Annotated in this window: 18 protein-coding genes; 10 read left to right on the top strand and 8 right to left on the bottom strand. The window is 59.9% G+C overall.

Annotation, left to right across the window (positions count from 1 at the left end):
• Positions 1–43: 43 nt before the first annotated feature.
• The 5 genes from B0E33_RS22205 to flgF form a co-directional block, all read right to left on the bottom strand.
• A complete protein-coding gene (locus B0E33_RS22205; protein ID WP_077292443.1) occupies positions 44–808 on the bottom strand; it encodes an NAD(P)H-dependent oxidoreductase in 765 nt (254 codons plus the stop codon).
• Between the two features lie 189 nt (positions 809–997).
• Positions 998–1747, bottom strand: coding sequence for a flagellar basal body L-ring protein FlgH (gene flgH / locus B0E33_RS22210; RefSeq protein WP_077292444.1), 750 nt, complete (start codon positions 1745–1747; stop codon positions 998–1000).
• Positions 1748–2725 carry a flagellar basal body P-ring formation chaperone FlgA gene (gene flgA / locus B0E33_RS22215; RefSeq protein ID WP_077292445.1) on the bottom strand — a complete coding sequence of 326 codons (978 nt, stop codon included), beginning with the start codon at positions 2723–2725 and terminating at the stop codon, positions 1748–1750. It abuts the gene before it with no gap.
• 17 nt (positions 2726–2742) lie between these two features.
• Positions 2743–3525: a flagellar basal-body rod protein FlgG gene (gene flgG / locus B0E33_RS22220; protein WP_023000709.1), complete on the bottom strand. Its 783-nt coding sequence runs from the start codon at positions 3523–3525 to the stop codon at positions 2743–2745.
• Positions 3526–3547: 22 nt separating this feature from the next.
• The gene (gene flgF / locus B0E33_RS22225) at positions 3548–4288 is read right to left on the bottom strand and encodes a flagellar basal-body rod protein FlgF (protein ID WP_062488271.1); all 741 of its coding nucleotides are present in this window, start codon (positions 4286–4288) and stop codon (positions 3548–3550) included.
• Between the two features lie 282 nt (positions 4289–4570).
• Here flgF and B0E33_RS22230 point away from each other — a divergent pair, with 282 nt between their 5' ends.
• The 6 genes from B0E33_RS22230 to B0E33_RS22255 all read left to right on the top strand — a co-directional run bounded on the left by B0E33_RS22230 (position 4571) and on the right by B0E33_RS22255 (position 12979).
• On the top strand, positions 4571–5083 hold the full coding sequence (locus tag B0E33_RS22230) for a flagellar basal body-associated FliL family protein (RefSeq protein ID WP_077292446.1): 513 nt from the start codon (positions 4571–4573) through the stop codon (positions 5081–5083).
• A gap of 50 nt (positions 5084–5133) precedes the next feature.
• Positions 5134–6330 carry a flagellar motor switch protein FliM gene (fliM, locus tag B0E33_RS22235; protein ID WP_228148138.1) on the top strand — a complete coding sequence of 399 codons (1197 nt, stop codon included), beginning with the start codon at positions 5134–5136 and terminating at the stop codon, positions 6328–6330.
• The gene (locus B0E33_RS22240) at positions 6327–6884 is read left to right on the top strand and encodes a DUF6468 domain-containing protein (RefSeq protein WP_031269186.1); all 558 of its coding nucleotides are present in this window, start codon (positions 6327–6329) and stop codon (positions 6882–6884) included. Before fliM ends, B0E33_RS22240 begins: the two co-directional genes overlap by 4 nt.
• Positions 6881–7612, top strand: coding sequence for a MotE family protein (locus B0E33_RS22245; RefSeq protein ID WP_077292447.1), 732 nt, complete (start codon positions 6881–6883; stop codon positions 7610–7612). The genes B0E33_RS22240 and B0E33_RS22245 overlap by 4 nt, the downstream gene beginning before the upstream one ends.
• 150 nt (positions 7613–7762) lie before the next feature.
• Positions 7763–11995 carry a tetratricopeptide repeat protein gene (locus tag B0E33_RS22250; protein WP_077293538.1) on the top strand — a complete coding sequence of 1411 codons (4233 nt, stop codon included), beginning with the start codon at positions 7763–7765 and terminating at the stop codon, positions 11993–11995.
• A 219-nt stretch (positions 11996–12214) separates the two neighbouring features.
• Complete coding sequence (locus B0E33_RS22255; protein WP_077292448.1) at positions 12215–12979, top strand: alpha/beta hydrolase family protein; 765 nt, start codon at positions 12215–12217, stop codon at positions 12977–12979.
• Between the two features lie 36 nt (positions 12980–13015).
• Here B0E33_RS22255 and B0E33_RS22260 read toward each other — a convergent pair whose 3' ends face one another.
• From B0E33_RS22260 to B0E33_RS22270, 3 genes are all read right to left on the bottom strand, one after another.
• Positions 13016–14092, bottom strand: a complete 1077-nt coding sequence (locus tag B0E33_RS22260; protein ID WP_077292449.1) for a DUF2336 domain-containing protein — start codon at positions 14090–14092, stop codon at positions 13016–13018.
• Between the two features lie 105 nt (positions 14093–14197).
• The gene (gene fliP, locus B0E33_RS22265; RefSeq protein WP_055656672.1) at positions 14198–14920 is read right to left on the bottom strand and encodes a flagellar type III secretion system pore protein FliP; all 723 of its coding nucleotides are present in this window, start codon (positions 14918–14920) and stop codon (positions 14198–14200) included.
• A 44-nt stretch (positions 14921–14964) separates the two neighbouring features.
• Positions 14965–16824: a flagellar biosynthetic protein FliO gene (locus B0E33_RS22270; protein WP_077292450.1), complete on the bottom strand. Its 1860-nt coding sequence runs from the start codon at positions 16822–16824 to the stop codon at positions 14965–14967.
• A 423-nt stretch (positions 16825–17247) separates the two neighbouring features.
• Here B0E33_RS22270 and flgB point away from each other — a divergent pair, with 423 nt between their 5' ends.
• From flgB to fliQ, 4 genes are read left to right on the top strand one after another with little or no spacing between them, the layout of a single operon-like run.
• Positions 17248–17652 (top strand): flagellar basal body rod protein FlgB, encoded by a 405-nt coding sequence (gene flgB, locus B0E33_RS22280; RefSeq protein WP_023000722.1) that lies wholly within the window; start codon positions 17248–17250, stop codon positions 17650–17652.
• Between the two features lie 32 nt (positions 17653–17684).
• Complete coding sequence (gene flgC, locus B0E33_RS22285; RefSeq protein WP_023000723.1) at positions 17685–18095, top strand: flagellar basal body rod protein FlgC; 411 nt, start codon at positions 17685–17687, stop codon at positions 18093–18095.
• 34 nt (positions 18096–18129) lie between these two features.
• The gene (gene fliE / locus B0E33_RS22290) at positions 18130–18450 is read left to right on the top strand and encodes a flagellar hook-basal body complex protein FliE (RefSeq protein WP_031269190.1); all 321 of its coding nucleotides are present in this window, start codon (positions 18130–18132) and stop codon (positions 18448–18450) included.
• 24 nt (positions 18451–18474) lie between these two features.
• A complete protein-coding gene (fliQ, locus tag B0E33_RS22295; RefSeq protein WP_023000725.1) occupies positions 18475–18741 on the top strand; it encodes a flagellar biosynthesis protein FliQ in 267 nt (88 codons plus the stop codon).
• Positions 18742–18743 lie beyond the last annotated feature (2 nt).

Consider the following 18743-nt stretch of genomic DNA (forward strand, 5'->3'; position numbering starts at 1 on the left):
TGGGCGGACAAATCCGGTTACGTCTTTTCCGGTTGTCGCAAAATCAGGGGTCGTGCCGGATGAAGTGGCTGTGAGATGGCGCGCCCGGGCTAAGGGTGCCGGCGCGGTCGAATTCGCTGTCGGCATTGAAGCTGATCTTCGGCAGCGTTTCGAACCTTGCGATCGTCTTCCGATGGCCTTCGATCTCGTTTTGAAGTCGCGTTTCCAGGTCTTCCCGTGCCGCCCCCTTGTGATAACCGTGAACACCGTGGACGATCCTGGGAACCAGAACATCGAAACCCAGATAGCGCAGTGTGTAGGCGAGCGGCCAAAGCAGCATCTGAATGTCGCCTTCCTTGCCGTTGTGGGCACTTTCGCTCGCCTTGGAGCCGGTCGTGACACAGAAGAGAACGGGCTTGTTCCTGAAATGGCCGGTATCGAAACGGTTGGAAGTGTCGTGCAGGCCGCCGTTGGCCAGCACGCGCTCGCACCAGCCCTTCAGGATGGCAGGTGGGGCGAACCACCAGACCGGAAAATGCAACACGATCCGGTCCGCCAGGCGCAGCTTCTCGACTTCTTCCGTAATGACCGCGGGAAGGTTCCCGGTTTTTGAGGCAGCTTCCTGCGTTTTCAGGACGTCATAAGGTTCGGTGACGATCTCCTCTGCATAGTGCACTGCGCGCTCCGCCGGATCAAAGCCAAGCTGGTAGAGGTCTGACCAAAGCACCTCATCGCCTTCAGCTCGGCACGCGGCTTCGGTTGCGCGCGCCCAGGCAGCATTGAAGGAAGTCTGAGCAGGGTGGGCGAGAACGATGAGGGTGGTGGTCACGCGGTGGGGTCTTCCGGAATGAGCGACAAATCAGGTAACGGGCCACACCCTAAACGGTCTTTTCCGGCCTGGAAATGAGAACGGGCACGATGCTCGGGGAGCGAGACATCGTGCCCGTCATCAGCCGGGCCGGCGACGCTTCTAGAACGCGTCGCCGGATTCGGCCGGGGGACTGTGAAAGGTTTGGGATCAGAAGGGGAGCAGGATATCCAGCACCTGGTTGCCGACCCGTGGCTGTTGGACATCGGTAATCTGGCCGCGGCCACCATATCCGATCCGTGCTTCGGCGATCTGCTCGCTGGCGATGCGGTTATCCGACGTAATGTCTTCAGGTCTGACGATACCGGCGACGATCAGCTCGCGGACTTCGAAGTTCACACGAACTTCCTGACGGCCTTCGATCACCATGTTGCCGTTCGGCAGAACCTGGGTCACCACGGCGGCGACGGTGGTCTGCAGGACTTCGTTGCGGTCAACGCTGCCGTCGCCCGAGAAGCTGGAGTTGCTGTTGACGTTGGCAAGGTCGCTGGCGGCAGAACTTGCCGGCAGGAAGATGGTGTCGATTGCCGTTCCGAGTGCACCACCAACATCGGCACCGCTGGACTCAGACCGGCTCCGCTCGGTCTTGTTGTCGATCTCGGCCTGGTCGTCGATGGTGACGACGACCGTCAGGATGTCGCCAACCTGGCTGGCGCGCTGGTCCTTGAAGAAGGCGCGGCTGCCGGACTGCCACAGCGAATTCGGATTGTAATGGGCCTGCTGCGGTTCCGGCATGGGCATCTGCACGGGCCGGTAACCCGGAGTGGTGGTCGGATCCTGAATGGCGTTCAGGGCTGGCTGCTGGCCAACATTTGCGAGTTTGTCGGCAGTGCCGCACCCCGCGGCGAGGGCTGAAAGGGCGATGCTTGCCAGCAGTTGTCTGGGAAAGGTGCTCAGCATTTAATTTTTCTCGCTGTTCAAGCTTGCAACAATCGGATTGGCGGCGTGAACGCGTACTTGGCCGCGGGAGGTAATCGTCGCCGGCACGATACGCCGCGACTGCAGGTTCATGACGTCGATCACGTCGCCCTTGGCGCCGGTATCCATGGCCTGGGCCCGTGAAGTCAGCTTCATGCCCGGCATGACATAGGTGACAGTGATCTTCTCACCGCGTTCGATCAGGATCGGGCGCTGGACGTCATTGCGGGACAGGGGCGAATTCGCACGCAAGGTGGTGCGGGCCTGCTTGCCGACAATGTCTTCCATTTCGGTGAGGGCACCTGCCGGTACCTTGGTGCGGGCTTCGCGAATGATGTTCAGGTCTTCTTCACGAACAATGTCGCCCCGGCGCACGGGCTGCACCAGAACCAGCACATCGACCATCTCCGTCGCAACGCCGGTCAGGGTCAGAGGCTCGGTTCCGAACTCGACTGCGACAGCTGCGTGGATGGTGAAGCGGCCGTTCGACTGGGACCATTCTACCCGGTCGATGCGGATCGGATCGTGTACCTTGGGGTCGGCGAGAACCTGATCCGGCGCCTGCAGCAAGCGGATATCCAGGCGCTCGGCATCGATGCCGGCATTGCGGTCTGCCAGAGCCTTGCGGGCAAGGCCGGCAAGCTGGTCCCGGTTCAGCCTTGTTGCCCCGCGAAAGACGACGACGGTTCGCAGGCCATCGGTGCTGGCCGTCTCGAGGCCGGCCGCGCGAGCGCGTTCGGCGACGACATCCGCAGGCACATTGCCGGAGGTACCCATGTCCGGTGAACGGAACAGCGGCTTGGACGCCAGCAGTCCGGCATTGGAATAGAAGTCGCCTACCGTCACGATGTCCGACAGGGTCATGACCTGCGACCGGAGCACGGGTTTTTCGTCCGCCAGGGCAGGCAGGGACAGCAAGCCCGCCAGCAGCAACCCGACTTTCAGCAGATGTCTCATCATCGTCTCAAGCCTCGGTCTTAGCGGAGGTTCGTGGTGGTGGAATACATCTCGTCGGCTGCCTGGATGATCTGTGAGTTCATCTCATAGGCGCGCTGTGCGGAAATCAGGTCGGCGATTTCCGTGACTGCATCCACGTTGGCCATTTCAAGAAAATACTGCTGCACCGTGCCGTAGCTCTCGTCGCCCGGATTGCTGGTATCGGGTGCGCCGCTGGCGTCTGTCTCCAGGTAGAGGTTGTCGCCAATGGCTTCGAGACCAGCCTTGTTGACGAAACGGGCAAGCTGGATCTGGCCGAGCTGAACAGTATTGCCACCCTGGTCGACGCCCTGAACGACACCGGTGTTGGAAATGGTAACGTCCTTGACCGTTTGCGGAATGGTGATGCCCGGATTGACGGAATAGCCGTCGATGGTCACCAGCTGCCCGTTGGCATCGCGCTCGAAGGAACCGTCACGGGTATAGGCCGTGGTTCCGTCCGGCATGTCGATCTGGAAGAAGCCTTCGCCGCGGATGGCCAGATCCAGTTCCTTGCCGGTTTGCTCAAGAGAGCCCTGGGACATGATGCGGCCGGTGGCTGCGATCTTCACGCCGGAACCGATCTGGATACCGGTCGGGACGATGGTGCCGGAATCCGATGTTTCCGTGCCCATGCGACGCAGGTTCTGGTAGAGCAGGTCCTGAAAGTCGGCCCGCTGCTTCTTGAAGCCTGTCGTGCGCATGTTGGCGACGTTGTTCGAAATGACTTCGACGTTCAGTTCCTGGGCCTTCATGCCAGTTGCGGCGATATGAAGTGCTTTCATGGTAGTGATCCCTTAAAGGCGCTTAGGCCTGAATCTTGCCGAGAGTGGAGATCGCCTGCCGGCGCAACTCATCCAGGTCTTTCACGATCTTGGAAGTGGAGTCGTAGGCGCGCGTCACTTCGATGAGGCGCGTGACTTCCGTGATGCCGTAGACGTTGGAGCCTTCGACGGCGCCCTGCACCATGCGGACTTCCTGGGCCGGTATCGGGTTATCAGCCTTGAACATCGTGTTGCCGATCTTCTCCATCGTCCGAACGTCTTCGAAGTCGACGACCTTGATGCGGCCGCGAATGCCCAGACGGGTTGAGATCGTGCCGTCCTGGGCAATCTCGACGCGGCCATCCTGATCGTTGAAGGAGATCGGACCCTGGTCGGTCATGACAGGGCTGCCGTCTGCCGAGATCAGCTGGCCGGTCGAGTCGAGCCTGAACGCGCCGCTGCGCGTATAGGCTTCGGTACCGTCCGGCATCTGGACCGCGAAAAAACCATCACTGTTGAGGGACAGGTCGAATTCGTTACCCGTCATCTTGATCGGGCCATGCGTGAAGTCGGTCCGTGTCGTGAACATGTCGACATAGGAAATGGCGCGGTCCTGCGGCTCAAAAGCCGAGCCGTCTGCCACCGGCATGACGTATTCCGAAAAATGCAGATTCTGCGACTTGAACCCGGACGTATTGATGTTCGCCATGTTGTTGGCGATCACATCCAGATGGTTCCGCAGGATCGATTGCCTTGATAAGGCAACTAGTTGAGCGTTCTCCATAGTGAACGGTTCCCTTCGTGCTCCCCGAGTAAGCCGGCCGATCTCCCCAGATCCGCTGGCTCGTTAAGGTTAATGCACGAGGCGTGCCAGTTTTTAAATCCTTGGGAAATCTGGGTAAAAATCAAAAGGGGCGGGTGCACGCGGCAAGAGATTCCGGCAGAAGTTAACCACTTGGCAATTTTTGCCCGGTGACTCGCGTTAATGGCTCGGTAACCATTCGTTAACCATTAACTCTTTAGTAATAAATAAGCGCGCGCGAGCGCCTGCAGATCGGAGTGCGGAATGACAGACGAAAACGCCGCAGCCGGAGAAGACGGCGAGGATGGAGCTGAAGCTGGTGGCGGTGGCCGCAAGAAGAAGCTTATCCTGTTCGGCGGCATCGGTCTGGTGGTTTTGCTCGCCGCGGGTGGGGCGGCCTATTATTTCCTGATGGGATTGAGTGCTCCGGCACCGGTTCCCGGAGAGACGGAAGCGCCGCAGGAAGTGCAAAAGCCGGTGGTCTTCTATGACCTTCCGGAAATGACGGTGAATTTGGCGACGGAAGGGCGCACGACCTATCTGAAGGTCAGGATTGCCCTGGAAGTCGAGAACCGTGCGATGATCGATCAGATCCAGCCGTATCTGCCGCGCATCCTGGATGCGTTTCAGATCTATCTGCGCGAGCTTCGCCCTGCGGACCTGGAAGGGTCTGCCGGTTTGTTCCGCCTGAAGGAAGAATTGCTCAGACGGATCAATCTGTCGGTTTATCCGGCGAAAGTTGAAGGGGTGCTGTTCAAGGAAATCCTTGTCCAGTGACTTTGTGAATGGCTGATATCGACGACGATGACGACCTGTCCGAAGAGGACATGGCCGATGCCTGGGGCGCCGCTCTTGCAGAGCAGGGTGCTGGCAGCGACGACGACGAAGATCTCGCCGCGGCGTGGGGTGCTGCTCTAGAGGAGCAGGGCGCCGGCAGTTCCGACGATATGGCGGCCCAGTGGGCAGCCATGATCGACGACAGCGAACCGGACCTTGAAAATGCCACGCGCGGTGCTGACCGTGTCCTGAACCAGGAAGAAATCGACAACCTCCTCGGCTTCAACATCGAGGACACGATTGCTGGTGACCAGAGCGGCATCCGCGCGCTGATCAACTCGGCAATGGTATCCTACGAGCGTCTGCCGATGCTCGAAATCGTGTTCGACCGTCTCGTGCGTCTGACGACCACGTCCTTGCGCAACTTCACGTCCGACAACGTGGAAGTGTCGCTCGATTCCATCAGCTCGGTTCGTTTCGGCGACTACCTGAATTCCATCCCGCTGCCGGCCATTCTCGGTGTCTTCAAGGCCGAGGAATGGGACGGGTTTGGTCTGATCACCGTTGAATCCAGCCTGATCTATTCGATTATCGACGTGCTTCTTGGTGGAGGTCGGGGGACATCGGCCGTGCGCGTCGAGGGCCGGCCCTACACCACGATCGAGACCGGTCTGGTCCAGCAGATGGTGGCGCTGATCCTTCAGGATGCCGAGCACGCCTTCGCGCCGCTTTCTCCGGTCCATTTCAACCTGGAACGTCTTGAGACGAACCCGCGCTTTGCCGCGATTTCCCGGCCCGCAAACGCCGCCATTCTCGTCGAGCTCAGAATCGACATGGAAGACCGGGGCGGGTCCGTCGAAATCATGATGCCCTATGCAACGCTGGAGCCGATCCGCGATCTGCTTCTGCAGATGTTCATGGGGGAAAAATTCGGCCGGGATCCGATCTGGGAAGGCCATTTGGCGACCGAAATTCATGCCGCGGAAGTCGAGGTCGATGCGGTTCTTTACGAGACCTATCTGCCGCTCGGACGGGTGCTCAGTCTCGATGTCGGCCAGACGCTCGTCTTCGACAAGGAACCGACCGATCCGGTGATGATCAAATGCGGCAACATTCCACTGACCGAGGGAACGCTCGGCAAGGTGGAGGATTCCATTGCCATCCGTGTCGCAAAGAATTTGCGCAAGCCAAAAATGACGCTGGCCGCCTTCGAGCGCGCCATGCAAAGCGAAATGGGGGACCAATGAGCACTTTGCCACTCGGAATGATCATTGAAGGACTGGTCGCGGTTCTTCTGGTGATTACCATCGGCTACTGCTTCACGCTGAACCGCCGTCTGCAGCGCTTGCGGGCCGACGAAGAAGTGCTGCGTGCAACCATTTCGGAGCTCATGACGGCCACGGAAATTGCCGAGCGTGCCATCCTCGGTCTGAAGACGACCGCGGCAGAGGCTGACAAGACACTTGGCAGCCGTCTTAAGCAAGCGGAAACCATGTCTCACACTCTTGCCGAACAAGTCGGCGAAGGTGAGATAGTATTCACGAGGATTTCGCAGATTGCGGAGGCGGCCCGTTCGGCTGCGCCGCAGCGCGAGGCGGTGACGAGGAGCGATCCTTATGCGGCTCAGCCGCAACCGGAACCGCAACAATACGCGCAACAGGCTGCAGGCTATGGCCAGGCAGCTCCGGCCGTGGAGCCGGAGCGCCGCAGGAGCAGCCGGGCTTCCGACATTCGCAGTGCTGCGGCGGAAGCAACTGCGCGGCTGGAACAATTCCGTAAACGGAACGGTGCCGCTGCATGAACTTGAGACTGCTGCCTTTGTTGGGTGTTTCGGCAAGCGCTCTGCTGGCCCTGAAGCTGCTTGGCTTCGCGCTGGGCCCGCAAAGCGGCAACCTGCCCATCAATGGCGCAGTCGCACAGGAAACGCCGGGGGCTGACGGCGGTGACATGGCTGATCCAACGGCTGAAATGGCCGCGGATGGTCCGCCGCCGCCACCACCGCCCGGGGGCGGGCTGCCCGATCAGCCGGTGCTTCCGGACAGTCTTGAAATCGGTGGTTCGGCCGCGGAGCGCGCTGTTCTGGAAAGTCTTGGCAGACGGCGCGAGTCGCTGCAGGAGCATGAAGGCCAGCTGGACCTGCGAGAAAAGCTTTTGCAGGCCACCGAAGAGCGCATTCAAAAGCGCGTTGATGAACTGAAGAAGCTCGAAGAGCGCATTGAGGCAGCTGTCGGACAGAAGCAGGAGCAGGAAGAAAGCGAAATTGCCGGCCTCGTGACCATGTACGAAAGCATGAAGCCGAAAGATGCCGCCCGGATCTTCGACCGCTTGAGCCTGCCGGTCCTTTTGAAGGTGGTGCGCCAGATGAAACCTCGAAAGATGGCAGATATCCTCGGGAAAATGGATCCCGAAGCGGCCGAGCGCATGACAGTGGCAATCGCGAACGCCTCTCCGTTGCCCTCAGCGGACACAAAACCGGTGCAGGCACAGGCGCAAGCGCCGGAGGCCTTGCCGAAAATTCCGTCAAACTGACCGAGAAGACCGGATTTCGGCGTATCGCGTAAGGGCACGTTAACAAGACCTGACTAACAATAGTGTGTTGGCGTCATCCGAGGACAGAACATCTTGCCAGGACCGTTCCTGACATCCCAGACCGGCGGAACTCCCGCGTTTTCGGACAGGGTGCGAACTTTCGCGCGCCTGCTGGTTTCGTTCTGGCTTGTTCTGGCCTGCGTCACGGGTGCCGCTCTGGCCCAATCCGACAATCTGGAACCGGTTGATCTGACCGTTTCTCCGGGGGAGGGTTATGGCCGTATCGTCCTGACGTTCAAGGACCGCACGCTGCTTCCGATCTATGATGCGGTCATCACAGGCGGGGTCCTGCGGATTTCATTTGAAGATCCGATCGACATCAACGTTGACGATGTTCCGCTGGACCTGGGCGACTACGTGACCATTGCCCGGCGAGATCCGGACGGAAGTGCCATCCGCTTTGCACTGAAGAACCAGTTCCAGATCAATACTCTGGAAGCCGGCGAAAAGCTGTTTGTCGATATCCTGCCGATGGACTGGCAGGGCTTGCCGCCAGGACTTCCCGACGATGTCGTGCGTGATCTTGCAAAGCGTGCCGAAGAGGCGATGCGCAAGGTTCGTGCCCTCGAACAGGCGCGACTCAAGGCTCAGGAAGGGCCGGAGGTGACGCTGCATGTGGGTGAGCATCCGACATTCACCCGTCTGGTGTTCGACTGGTCCATCAAGTTCGACACCGCTTTCGTGCGCGAAAACGACATCATCAAGGTGACGTTCAACCACCCGGCACAGCTGGACATTGCCCACCTGCGCGCGCATCTGCCCCAAGGAGTGATCGACGCGACCTCCTTCCTGGATCAGGGCAAGCTGAAATTCCTTATGCGCGTCGAGCCATCAGTCGACATTCGGGCGTTCCGGGAGGAACAGACCTACGTTATCGACGTGACGCCGGAAAACATGGAAGTGAATGATCCGGCAAATGCGCTGATCAACAAGGAACTGTCCGTCGAGGACAACGAAAACCGCAAGGACATGATTACCGCACCGGGCCTGCGCGACACGCGTGAGGTCAAGAACCCGCGCGGGAATCCGACGTCCGGCGGGAGCACGGCGAGCGGAGGCGGGGTCCTGAAGGAATCCAAGGCCGATGAATCGCCGGCCTATACGATTGTTCCGCTGGGAGGTGGCAAGCCGGATGAGGGGGCCGAGGCACCGCAAGCACCGCAGCCGTCAGCCGTTGAGAATTCTGATCAGTCCGCCGCACTGTCGGCCGAGCCCGATCCGGAAGCCGGACGTGCGAACGCTCCGGCCGAAACTCAGCTTGCCATGGTCCCGCGCATCAAACCGTTGGTCGGGGAAGAAGCGCTGCCAGGGCCAGGTAGCGGAACCGAGATCGCTGCCGCTGGTGTTGACGTCACTCCGACCGCCTTGGCGGTCGAAACGCTTCCTGCACCAGAGCTTGCTGCCGCTGTCCTGCCGATTTCGGTTGATGGCGCAGCTGAATTTCTGACGACAGCGGCCATTCCCGCGGCCGAAGCAACCAACGGAAACGACGCCGTTGCCCCGTCCAACGCTGGTCTGGTAACCGTTGCCCAGGCTGAACCCGGTGCTTTGCCGTTGAACGAAGTGCTGCCGGAGGATGAGGAAATCGTCCGGGAAGCGCCGATGCTGGACTTGTCCACGCAGCAGATCGGCGACCAGCAACAGGAAGCCGCGCCCGAGAACAACGGCATTCCGACACTACAGCAGGTCGAGACAATCAACCGGGGTAGCCAGCCGAATGCGCCGTATGGCGCAACGCCAGTGCAGATCCTGAACGCGCCGACGCTTGGTAGCGGCGACGTTCCAGCCGGGATCCAGCTTCCCGGCACGCAGCAATCAGCACCGGAGACCTGGCGCGCCAACGGCGGCCAGGATTTGAACCAGGGGCGTCCCTCACCGGAGCAGCCGCCGGAAAACTTCGCTGAGGAAGTGCGCAATTTCGTTTCTGCTGAGGCCCGGCGCATCGGGAACACGGTCCGCGTTGTGTTCCCGTTCTCCGAGCCGGTTTCCAGCGCGGTGTTCCGGCGCAACGACAGCATCTGGCTGATCTTCGATACCGATGCCACGATCGACACCCGGGGGATGGTCTCGGCGCTGGCCGAAACGGCGGAAACTATCGAGGTTCAGCAGTTCGACGATTACCAGATCCTGCGGATGGACATGACCGATCCTGTACTGGCGACAGTGGGTGTTGACGGCAATGCCTGGTCGCTCGTTATCGGCGACCTGATCCTGGAACCCTCCATTCCGCTGCAGCTGGAACGGACTGTGCGAGGCGATGGCGGCTCCGTGCTGCGTGTGCTCTATCAGGATCCGCAGAACATCCGTCAGATTACTGACCCGTTCGTTGGCGACACGATATCTATCGTCACCGGCTTCGGTCCGCCACGCGGTCTGTTGAAGCCTCAGACGTTTGTCGATCTGGACGCCCTGAGTTCCGCGCAGGGCATTGCCGTCGTGCCGAAGTCTGACGGCTTGAAGATGAAGATCCTTGGAGATGACGTGATCATCGAAAAGGAAGGCGGTCTTGCGCTTTCCAGCCAGCATCTGCGAGGCGGATCCGGATCGAGCCAGACAATCGTCGATCCGGAAGACAGCAACTTCATCGAGTTCGTTTCCCTGAGCACCGAAGGTCCGGGGGCTTACCGCACCCGCCTGCTGGAGCTGCAGGACAAGCTGGCGAAGTCGCCGACAGGCAAGCGCCGCAAGCCCTTGATGGCTTTGTCGCGGTTCTATCTGGCGCATCAGTTTGCGCAGGAAGCGCTGGGGCTGATGAAGCTTGCGCTGGAAGAAGAACCGGCACTTGCCGAAGACAGTTCCTTTAATCTGATGATGGGAGCGGCCCAGACCCTGGCCAACAGGCCCGACGCGGCCTATGCGCATCTGAACCGACCAGACCTGAAGAACAGCCCCGATGCTGCTGTCTGGCAGACGATTGTTGATGTGAAGCTGGGTAACTGGACGTCCGCCCGTATTGCCATGCCGCGCGGGCGTGCCGTGGTCGGCAACTACCCGGAAGCCATCCAGACAGAATTCAAGCTCGCCGCCGCACAGGCCATGGTCGAGGTCAATGATTTCGGTATTGCCAACAGCGTTCTGGCCGAGATCGAGCCCGCCGAAGTGACCCGGACGCAGGCTGCCCGTTACGATATCCTGCGTGGCCGCGTTGCCGATGCATCCGGCCGGTCGCAGGAAGCCTTGACCGTGTTCGATCTCGTGACCAGGTCCGACGACCGGCCGCGGGCGGCCGAAGCGGAATACCGCGCGCTCCGGATCCGTTACCGGGATGGCGAACTCAACATGGAGCAGGCCATCGATCAGCTTGCCGGGCTGGCAACGTCCTGGCGTGGTGATGAAATCGAATTGAAGACATTGAGGTTCCTGGCACAGCTCTATGCCGAGCAGGGCCAGTACCGCGAAGCGTTCGAAGCCATGAAATCGGCTGTTCAGGCTGAACCCGATGCGGATACCACGCGGCTGCTGCAGGAAGAGATGAACGGCCTCTTCAACGCGTTGTTCTTGGACGGCAAGGCGGACGAGATGCAGCCGGTGAAGGCGCTGGCACTCTTTTATGATTTCCGCGAACTTGTGCCGATCGGTCGTCAGGGAGACGAGATGGTCCGCCTTCTGGCCAAGAGACTGGTGGAAGTCGACTTGCTGGACCAGGCAACCGAGTTGCTGCGCCATCAGGTTGACAACCGCTTGAAAGGTGCGGCGCGGGCACAGATTGCAGCGGATCTTGCGGCGATCTACCTGATGGATCGCAAGGCTGAAGAAGCACTGCGGGTGCTCAACCGGACACGGCAGGCGAGCCTTCCGTCGACCCTGGAGCGTCAGCGCAACATCGTTGAAGCCCGTGCCCTGACCGAAAGCGGGCGCCCGGATCTTGCGCTGGAACTGGTTCGCAACATGCGCGGTTCGGATGTCGATCGGTTGAGGGCAGATACATTCTGGGCAGCCGAAAGCTGGCGGGATGCGGGTGAGCAGCTGGAAGCGATGCATGGCTCGCGCTGGTCCGACAACATTCCGCTCGACGATCTTGAACGCCGCGACATCCTGCGGGCGGCCATCGCCTATTCGCTGGCGGGCGACCAGCTCAGCCTGGAACGCCTGCAGACAAAGTACATGTCCAAGATGTCCGACAGCCCCGAGGCAATGTCCTTTGAGGTCGTGACCCGGCCAATCGAGGCGCAGGGTGTCGAGTTCCTTGAAGTCGCCAACAGGCTTGCCGATGTCGATTCACTGGAAACCTTCCTGAAAGAATACCGGCGTCAGTACATGTCTCCCGATCGCAGCCCGGATCAGTCTGCCGCAGCACCCGTCACCGAAGAAAATGCCGGCTGAAGCTGACGCTGTGTGAATGTTGTCCGGTTGCAGTGGGACTTGCGCACCGGTGCCAACTCCTGTTCAGTTGCGGTCGTTCACCCTTCCACACGTGTCGCGATCCGCCGCACGTTCTCACAAAGAACCTGATTATCCGACCTCGTGGCCCCACCTTTCCGCTTTGCAGCGGTGGATGTGTCGGTTCGTTGGCTTTGGAACACCGGAAAAAGGAACTCCTTCATGTCCTTGAAAATCGTCCGGCGTCTTATCCCGGAATGGGGCACGACCTATGGTCCTGCAGGCGAGGGACCTTTTCCTGCCGTCATGGTGTTTCATGGCTCAGAGGGGGCATGGTCAGGCTGGAGCCATCGAAATGCGGTTCTCCTGGCAGCACATGGTTATCTTGCCTTTCCTTTCGGCTATTCGAAGGGGGGCAATGCCTGGAATGCCGGCAGCATTGAAAACGTGTCACTGGACAGAAGTCTGGATGCCTTCCGGGCGCTGCGTGCATTTGAGGCTGTTGGTGAAAAGGCGGCATTCTACGGCGTGTCGCGGGGGGCTGAACATGCCCTTTTGCTGACAGCCCTGATGGCGGAGGAAGGTCTTGACGGCCTGCCTGACGCGGTGGCTGTGCACAGTCCGCCAGACGTTGTGTGCGGGGCGTTCGACAGCAAGGCTTACCGCGACGCTGGAGATCCAGGCTGGCAGCCGTGGGACCCCGGTGAGCGGGCATGGTCCTGGCGCGGGTCTTCCGAGAACCTTCTTCCTACGAAACAGATCGAAATAGAACGCTATGACGGACCGGTTTTCCTGAGCCACGGGTCGGCCGACCGGGTTTGGTCAGTGGATATGACAAAGCGTCTGGAAGGGCGGCTTCTTGCCCATGGCCGGAAGCCGGAGGTTCATATCTACGAAGGCCAGGACCATATCCCGACCAGTGCTGCAGAAAACCTGCATCACGAGAACCTGCTGACATTTCTGGACAGAAATCTTCTGGCATCGTGACTTTGCCGAGGGCGGCGGGCTGACCACGCACTCGTGTCAGGTGACTGCCTTCAGTAGCGACTGAGACGGCGGCTGACCAGCGTTCTGATGCGGTTTCTTGAGTTCGGACTTGTAGCGCATGACGAGTTCGGGAATGGACCGAGTGCTTCGGTCCAGCCACTCGCAGCGTGCTTTCAGGAAGTCGCGATAGGTTTTTTCATGGATGCCGGTCTGCAGCATCAGGCGCATGATCGCACCATCCGCATCGGATTTCAGCGTGTCGGAAACAACCTCGTCGGCGAGGTTGATCTTGCGGCTGATCAGCCAGATGGCCGCATCAAGGCGGCCTTCTTCGAACAGAGTTCGCAGAATTGCATCGAAGGACAACTCGCCGTTGGCAATCTGGATGCTGGCTTCGTGGCGCGAATAGGTGATGCCGTCGAGGTCGATGCTGCCGTCGTGTCGCTCTTCGATGGTCTTCGCAAGGCGCTGCAGTTCGCCGGTTTCCAGTGCCTTCTTGAGGGGAGGCGGGATCAGCGGACAGTTGGTCTCCAGAATGTCCATCTGGGTTTGGAGAAATTCTTCGTCTTCCATTGCACGCCTTGCAATGCCGGCGAGCACGTCTGCTTCCGTGTTTGCAAATATCAGCAGGGCGAGTGTGCCTCGGACGGAAAAGGGCGCTGCCATGTTATGGAGGAGCTCGTGGACCACATCCCGGCTGGCCCGCGCAATCATCGTGTCGGTCATCTCTTCGGAAAGATCAGGTCTCTTTGCCGTTGACTTGCGCTTGTCGTTGCCGCCGTTTTTGGCGATCTGCATGAGACTGTTCTGGCTGATCATCGGCGAACATTCGATCACCGGTTCCGACAGCTCGTAATCTTCCTGGGCGAGCCGGTCCGCAAGGTCGGGGATGATGCGGTCTGTTTTTGCAAGGCGTACGACAAGTTCGTAGCGTGCAGCGCGGTCCAGCTGGTCGAAAACCGAGAGAACAATTCGCGAAAACAGTTCCCGCTCCATCTCCGTCGGCTCGTGGTCTTCCGACCGCGCATATTCGCCGACGAGCGTGCGGATGAGTTTTGATCTCGCCTCTGGTTCTTTGATCCGGGCGAGCTGTTCTAATTGTTCTCTTAACACTGTCCTGCCGCTATTAACGAAGGGGCACAGTTCGGGCCCGCACGGCTGTAACTATTACAGTCCTATCTTAATTTTCTTCTACTTTTAACGATTTGGCCGGGTGCTTCAGCCGCCGCCGAAGCTCTTGACCAGCGAGCCGGCCACCAGATTCCAGCCATCGACAAGTACGAAGAAGATCAGCTTGAACGGAAGAGAGATTACCACCGGCGGCAACATCATCATACCCATGGACATCAAGACGGATGCAATCACGAGATCGATGATGAGAAACGGCAGGTAGAGCAGGAAGCCGATTTCGAAAGCACGCCGCAGTTCGGAGATCATGAAAGCGGGAATGAGCGTGGCCATGGAAAGGTCTTCCGGGCCTTCCGGTGCTTCTTCTCTGCCGGAGAGTTCCTCGAACAGGGCGAGGTCCTTTTCGCGGACCTGGGACAGCATGAACGTCCGGAACGGATCGGAGGCACGCTCGAAGGCCTGCTCGAATTCTATGTCCCCGTCAATGAGCGGTTGAACGCCGGCATCATAGGAGGCCTGCAAGGTAGGCATCATGATGAAGGCCGACAGGAACAGTGCAAGGCTGACCATCACCATGTTGGGCGGGGCCGTCTGCAGGCCGATGGCAGACCGCAAGAGCGACAGCACCACCACGATACGGGTGAAGCTGGTCACCATGACGAGAATGGAAGGCGCCAGCGACAGGATGGTCAGAAGGACAACCATCTGGACGGCGCGTTCCGTCAAGGTGGTGTCATCGCCAAAACCGACCGAGATTTCCTGCGCAGCAGCCGGTCCGGCCAGAACCGCGAGCAATGCGGTCAGCAAAAGCATCAGGCGGATCAGACCGCCAGGCCGCAGGAGCGATTGCAAGCGCATCATCCGTTTGACTGTCCACCCAGTTCGTCGAGGATCTTCGCCATTTCTTCCTCGATGGGATTTCTGTCGCCCAAACCGGCGGAAGGCCTGACAGGCGCCTTGACCGGTGGCGCAGAGCTCGTCACGGGGCCGCTGGTTACCGGGGCAGGGGCTGCTACCGATGCCACAGCAGACGGCGCGACCGTTGCAGTAGCGCTTGCGGTTTCTTCCTGCGCCTCTTCAGCCTCGTCGGCAGATGCCTCGTCAGCTGGCATTTCCGCTGCGGAAGACGCTTCGGGCTTGTCCTGAGCCGGGGTGGACGCTTCCGGCACGTCTTCCAGGAGATCGCCGATATCCAGCGAAAGTTCCCTGGAAGGGGCGGCTTCTGCAACCAACTGTGTTTCGGTTGTGGCAGCTTCCTCTTCCAAGGAAGCCGCTGTCCGGGCTTCATCATCCGCCGTGACGTCGGCAGGTTCGATTGCTTCAGTCACTTCGGGCTCTGAAACATCGCTTGAAGAGTGTTGTGCATCGGCCATCTGGACGTTTTCGTCCGCCGTGTCCGCCATCGCCTGGCCAAGGTCGGCGGGCTGGTCCGGTTTCGGCATGCTTTCTTCCGCCGGAGCTTCCTGCGCAGGGGCTTGTTGAGGTGTGGATGCTGCGGTCAAGGTTGCGGCAACGAGCACCGGCTCCACCTTGTGCTCCGGCAGAACCTGCTCAACCGGCTTCAAGAGAGCGGTTTTGGCACGTGCCGCCGGTCCGGAAGCGGGCGGGGAGATCGTACCGCCATAGGAAGGCCGATCACGGGCCGTGAAGGGGCGTGCCAGGGACTTCAATGTGGAAGTTGTCTTGCTTTCCTGCGGCGCAGAGGGAGCCGGAACGGCAGGACGCACTTCCGGCGCTTTTACGGGTGCTGTTGCAGGTTCACTCGCCTGTATCTCAGCTTCCAGGGCAGCAGCAATGTCGACCTTGCCTTCGTCGGTGCTTCGCGGAGGCGAAACTTCCGGCGAAGCAGGCGCGGGAGCGGCTGGTTTAGTGGCGGCCCGGTTGAAGCCGTTCTGAGTGGCGGCACGTAGCAGATCGCTCGCGCGGCCCAGTCCTCCACCGCTTTCCGGCTTGTCGGGGGTGGTCTTGTGTGGCGTTGCCAGTTGGGCTGGAGGCGTCGGGGCTTGTACAGTTGCCGGAGCACTCTCGGCCGCACGCGTGGCGGTAAGCCGGGAGGGAGCGGGGTCGGAATAATTGCGTTGTGGTGCAGCCGAACTCACACTGGGGGCTGCCGGCGTGGCAACCGGGGTGGCTGCTGCCTGATACGAAGGTGAGGCCGGTGCGGATGGCTGTGCCACCGGAGCGGCAGGTTGCGGTGCCGGGGTGGCCTGCTGTGGCGCCGGTGGAGACGGCTGCGCTAGCGGCGCGGCAGACGGAACTGGCGTACGTGCCTGGACTGCGGGCGCTGCGACTTCCTGTTCTTCGAGGAAGTCGTCGGGCCGGGCCGGGATCTCCGGTCCTGGGGCGACTGCGGCCTTGACCGGCATCGGCATGTTCGAAGGAGACGGTTGTCCGGGCCGGGCCTGGGCCAGCGGGGTGTTGCGAACGATATTCTGTTCCACCACAACGTCGCTCGGGCCGCCGACCAGGATGAGATGCTCGATATTGTCCCGGCGAATGAGCAGCAGCCGGCGGCGAGCGTCGACAGAAGCACTGTCCATGATGGCAATCCGGGGCTGCCGGTTGCGGCTTTGTGGAGCACTTGCTCCCATCAGGCGCTTCAGAATGAAAATAAACAGTCCGAACAGCAGCAGCACGACGGCCAAAGCCAGGATGACTGCAATAGCCTGCGTGATGCCCCCGCTCACGTTGAATGTGGTCTCAATCCAGTTATACATCTTACCCTCGTGCCGCCCCGCTTGCGGTTTGATCGCGTGTGCCGGTTACTCCGGTTTTTTGCCTCAATTGGGGAGGTTTGCCTTTATCCCCAGTAATTCCGGCGGTTGAGCCTGTGCAGGCTCCTGTCTCGCAAACCTCTCGGCTTTTTTGTTTTTCCCCGTTGCGGCGGGAATGTTTTGCCCCGTCGGTACCGGTTCAGCCGCTTGCTGATCTGCTTCGAATCTCTCTAGGACTTAAAGTTAACAGAGGCAGGCAAATTTTGCCTGTTGGCGGCGCCTCTCTTTTTGCGAAATGCAAAGGAAAGTTGCCTCCTCCACTGGTTTTTGAAGGGTTTGGGCCGGAAGAGGTAAATGGCTGTTAACTTTTCATTAACCATTTGAGCGGCAATCATTGCCGGGTTGGTTAACGAATGGTGAATCGGAATGGCCATAACGGATCTGCCGCTGTTCCAGGCATTGAAATCCAAGATGCAGTGGCACCAGACGAGACAGAGCGTGCTGGCGCAGAACATCGCCAACGCGGATACGCCCGGATACATGGCGCGGGACGTGAAGGAATATACCTTCAAGGATCACATCGGGCGGCAGTCACTGAACCTGGCGACGACGACGACGGTGGCCGGGCACATTCCCGGGAAGCTGGGAAATACCGGTTCGGCCAAGATCGAGGAAGACGACACCTTCGAAGTCACGCCGAGCGGCAACAGCGTCAATCTGGAAGAGCAGATGATGCACATCACCGAGAACCAGATGGATTACCAGGCTGCGACAACGCTTTACACCAAGGGGCTCGGTCTGATCCGGACCGCGCTTTCCAAGAGTGTATGAGGCAAGGCAGCACAAGCTAGAGGACCGATAACATGGACCTGATCAAATCCCTGTTCATCTCGGCAAGCGGGTTGAGAGCTCAGAACGGGCGCATGCGCATCATCGCGGAGAACATCGCGAATGCGAACTCCACTGCCAAGACGCCTGAAGAACTGCCGTACCGGCGCAAGATCCCGACCTTCAAGAGCCATTTCGACAGGGAAATGGGCGCTGATATGGTCGAGCTGGGCAAGATCGCGGAAGACAATACGGACTTCCGTTCGGTGCACATGCCCGGGCACCCGGCGGCCGATGCCAACGGTTACGTGCTGCAGCCCAACGTCAACACGCTGATTGAAACGACGGACATGCGCGAAGCGCAGCGATCCTATGAAGCCAATCTGAACGTCATCGATTCCACGCGGCGGATGCTGCAGCGGACCATCGATATCCTGCGCGCCTGAGCGGCAGTCCTAATCCGGGAAGGGAGCCTTAGTCATGTCTACTCCGTCGATCGCAAATAATGCCTACCAGATGGCCGCCAAGCTGCAGCAGCAGGCGCGTGCGATCGAGGACAAGGCGGGCGCTCCCGAAGCTGCCGGTCTCGATTTTACCAAGCTGGTGGAAGAGGCTGTCGGCGGTGTCGTCGACAAGGGCCGTGTCGCAGATGACAAGGCTGTGGGCCTTGTCGAGGGCAAGGCTGACGTGGTCGACGTTGTCACCGCGATCGCCGAAACGGAAGTTGCTCTTGAAACGATGGTCGCCGTTCGCGATCGAGTGATTTCCGCCTATGAGGAAATCATGCGGATGCCGATCTGATCCGATGTGGCAAGGGGGCCTTTGATGACCGCTGGTGAAGTTCTCGATCTCGCCCGTGAAGGCGTTTGGACCATGATCCTGGTGGCCGGACCGGTCATGGTCATCGGTCTGTTGGTGGGTGTCGTCATCGCCTTGTTCCAGGCTCTGACGCAGATCCAGGAAATGACGCTGGTTTTCGTTCCCAAGATCCTCGCGATCTTCGTGACGATCCTGATTGCGCTGCCCTTCATGAGCCAGGTTCTGGAGGCCTTCATGGGCAGGGTTGCCGAAATGATCCTGACCACCGGTTAGGA

This window comes from Roseibium algicola, assembly GCF_001999245.1.
GTDB classification, from domain to species: domain Bacteria; phylum Pseudomonadota; class Alphaproteobacteria; order Rhizobiales; family Stappiaceae; genus Roseibium; species Roseibium algicola.

What these genes read in the sequence shown, in the direction of transcription:
- B0E33_RS22255 (WP_077292448.1), top strand. Translation starts at nt 12,215, where the DNA reads ATGTCCTTGAAAATCGTCCGGCGTCTTATCCCGGAATGGGGCACGACC.
- B0E33_RS22230 (WP_077292446.1), top strand. Translation starts at nt 4,571, where the DNA reads ATGACAGACGAAAACGCCGCAGCCGGAGAAGACGGCGAGGATGGAGCT.
- fliE (WP_031269190.1), top strand. Translation starts at nt 18,130, where the DNA reads ATGTCTACTCCGTCGATCGCAAATAATGCCTACCAGATGGCCGCCAAG.
- flgB (WP_023000722.1), top strand. Translation starts at nt 17,248, where the DNA reads ATGGCCATAACGGATCTGCCGCTGTTCCAGGCATTGAAATCCAAGATG.
- fliQ (WP_023000725.1), top strand. Translation starts at nt 18,475, where the DNA reads ATGACCGCTGGTGAAGTTCTCGATCTCGCCCGTGAAGGCGTTTGGACC.
- flgC (WP_023000723.1), top strand. Translation starts at nt 17,685, where the DNA reads ATGGACCTGATCAAATCCCTGTTCATCTCGGCAAGCGGGTTGAGAGCT.
- flgF (WP_062488271.1), bottom strand. Translation starts at nt 4,288, where the DNA reads ATGGAGAACGCTCAACTAGTTGCCTTATCAAGGCAATCGATCCTGCGG.
- B0E33_RS22240 (WP_031269186.1), top strand. Translation starts at nt 6,327, where the DNA reads ATGAGCACTTTGCCACTCGGAATGATCATTGAAGGACTGGTCGCGGTT.
- flgA (WP_077292445.1), bottom strand. Translation starts at nt 2,725, where the DNA reads ATGATGAGACATCTGCTGAAAGTCGGGTTGCTGCTGGCGGGCTTGCTG.
- fliM (WP_228148138.1), top strand. Translation starts at nt 5,134, where the DNA reads ATGGCCGATGCCTGGGGCGCCGCTCTTGCAGAGCAGGGTGCTGGCAGC.
- flgH (WP_077292444.1), bottom strand. Translation starts at nt 1,747, where the DNA reads ATGCTGAGCACCTTTCCCAGACAACTGCTGGCAAGCATCGCCCTTTCA.
- B0E33_RS22270 (WP_077292450.1), bottom strand. Translation starts at nt 16,824, where the DNA reads ATGTATAACTGGATTGAGACCACATTCAACGTGAGCGGGGGCATCACG.
- flgG (WP_023000709.1), bottom strand. Translation starts at nt 3,525, where the DNA reads ATGAAAGCACTTCATATCGCCGCAACTGGCATGAAGGCCCAGGAACTG.
- fliP (WP_055656672.1), bottom strand. Translation starts at nt 14,920, where the DNA reads ATGCTTTTGCTGACCGCATTGCTCGCGGTTCTGGCCGGACCGGCTGCT.
- B0E33_RS22245 (WP_077292447.1), top strand. Translation starts at nt 6,881, where the DNA reads ATGAACTTGAGACTGCTGCCTTTGTTGGGTGTTTCGGCAAGCGCTCTG.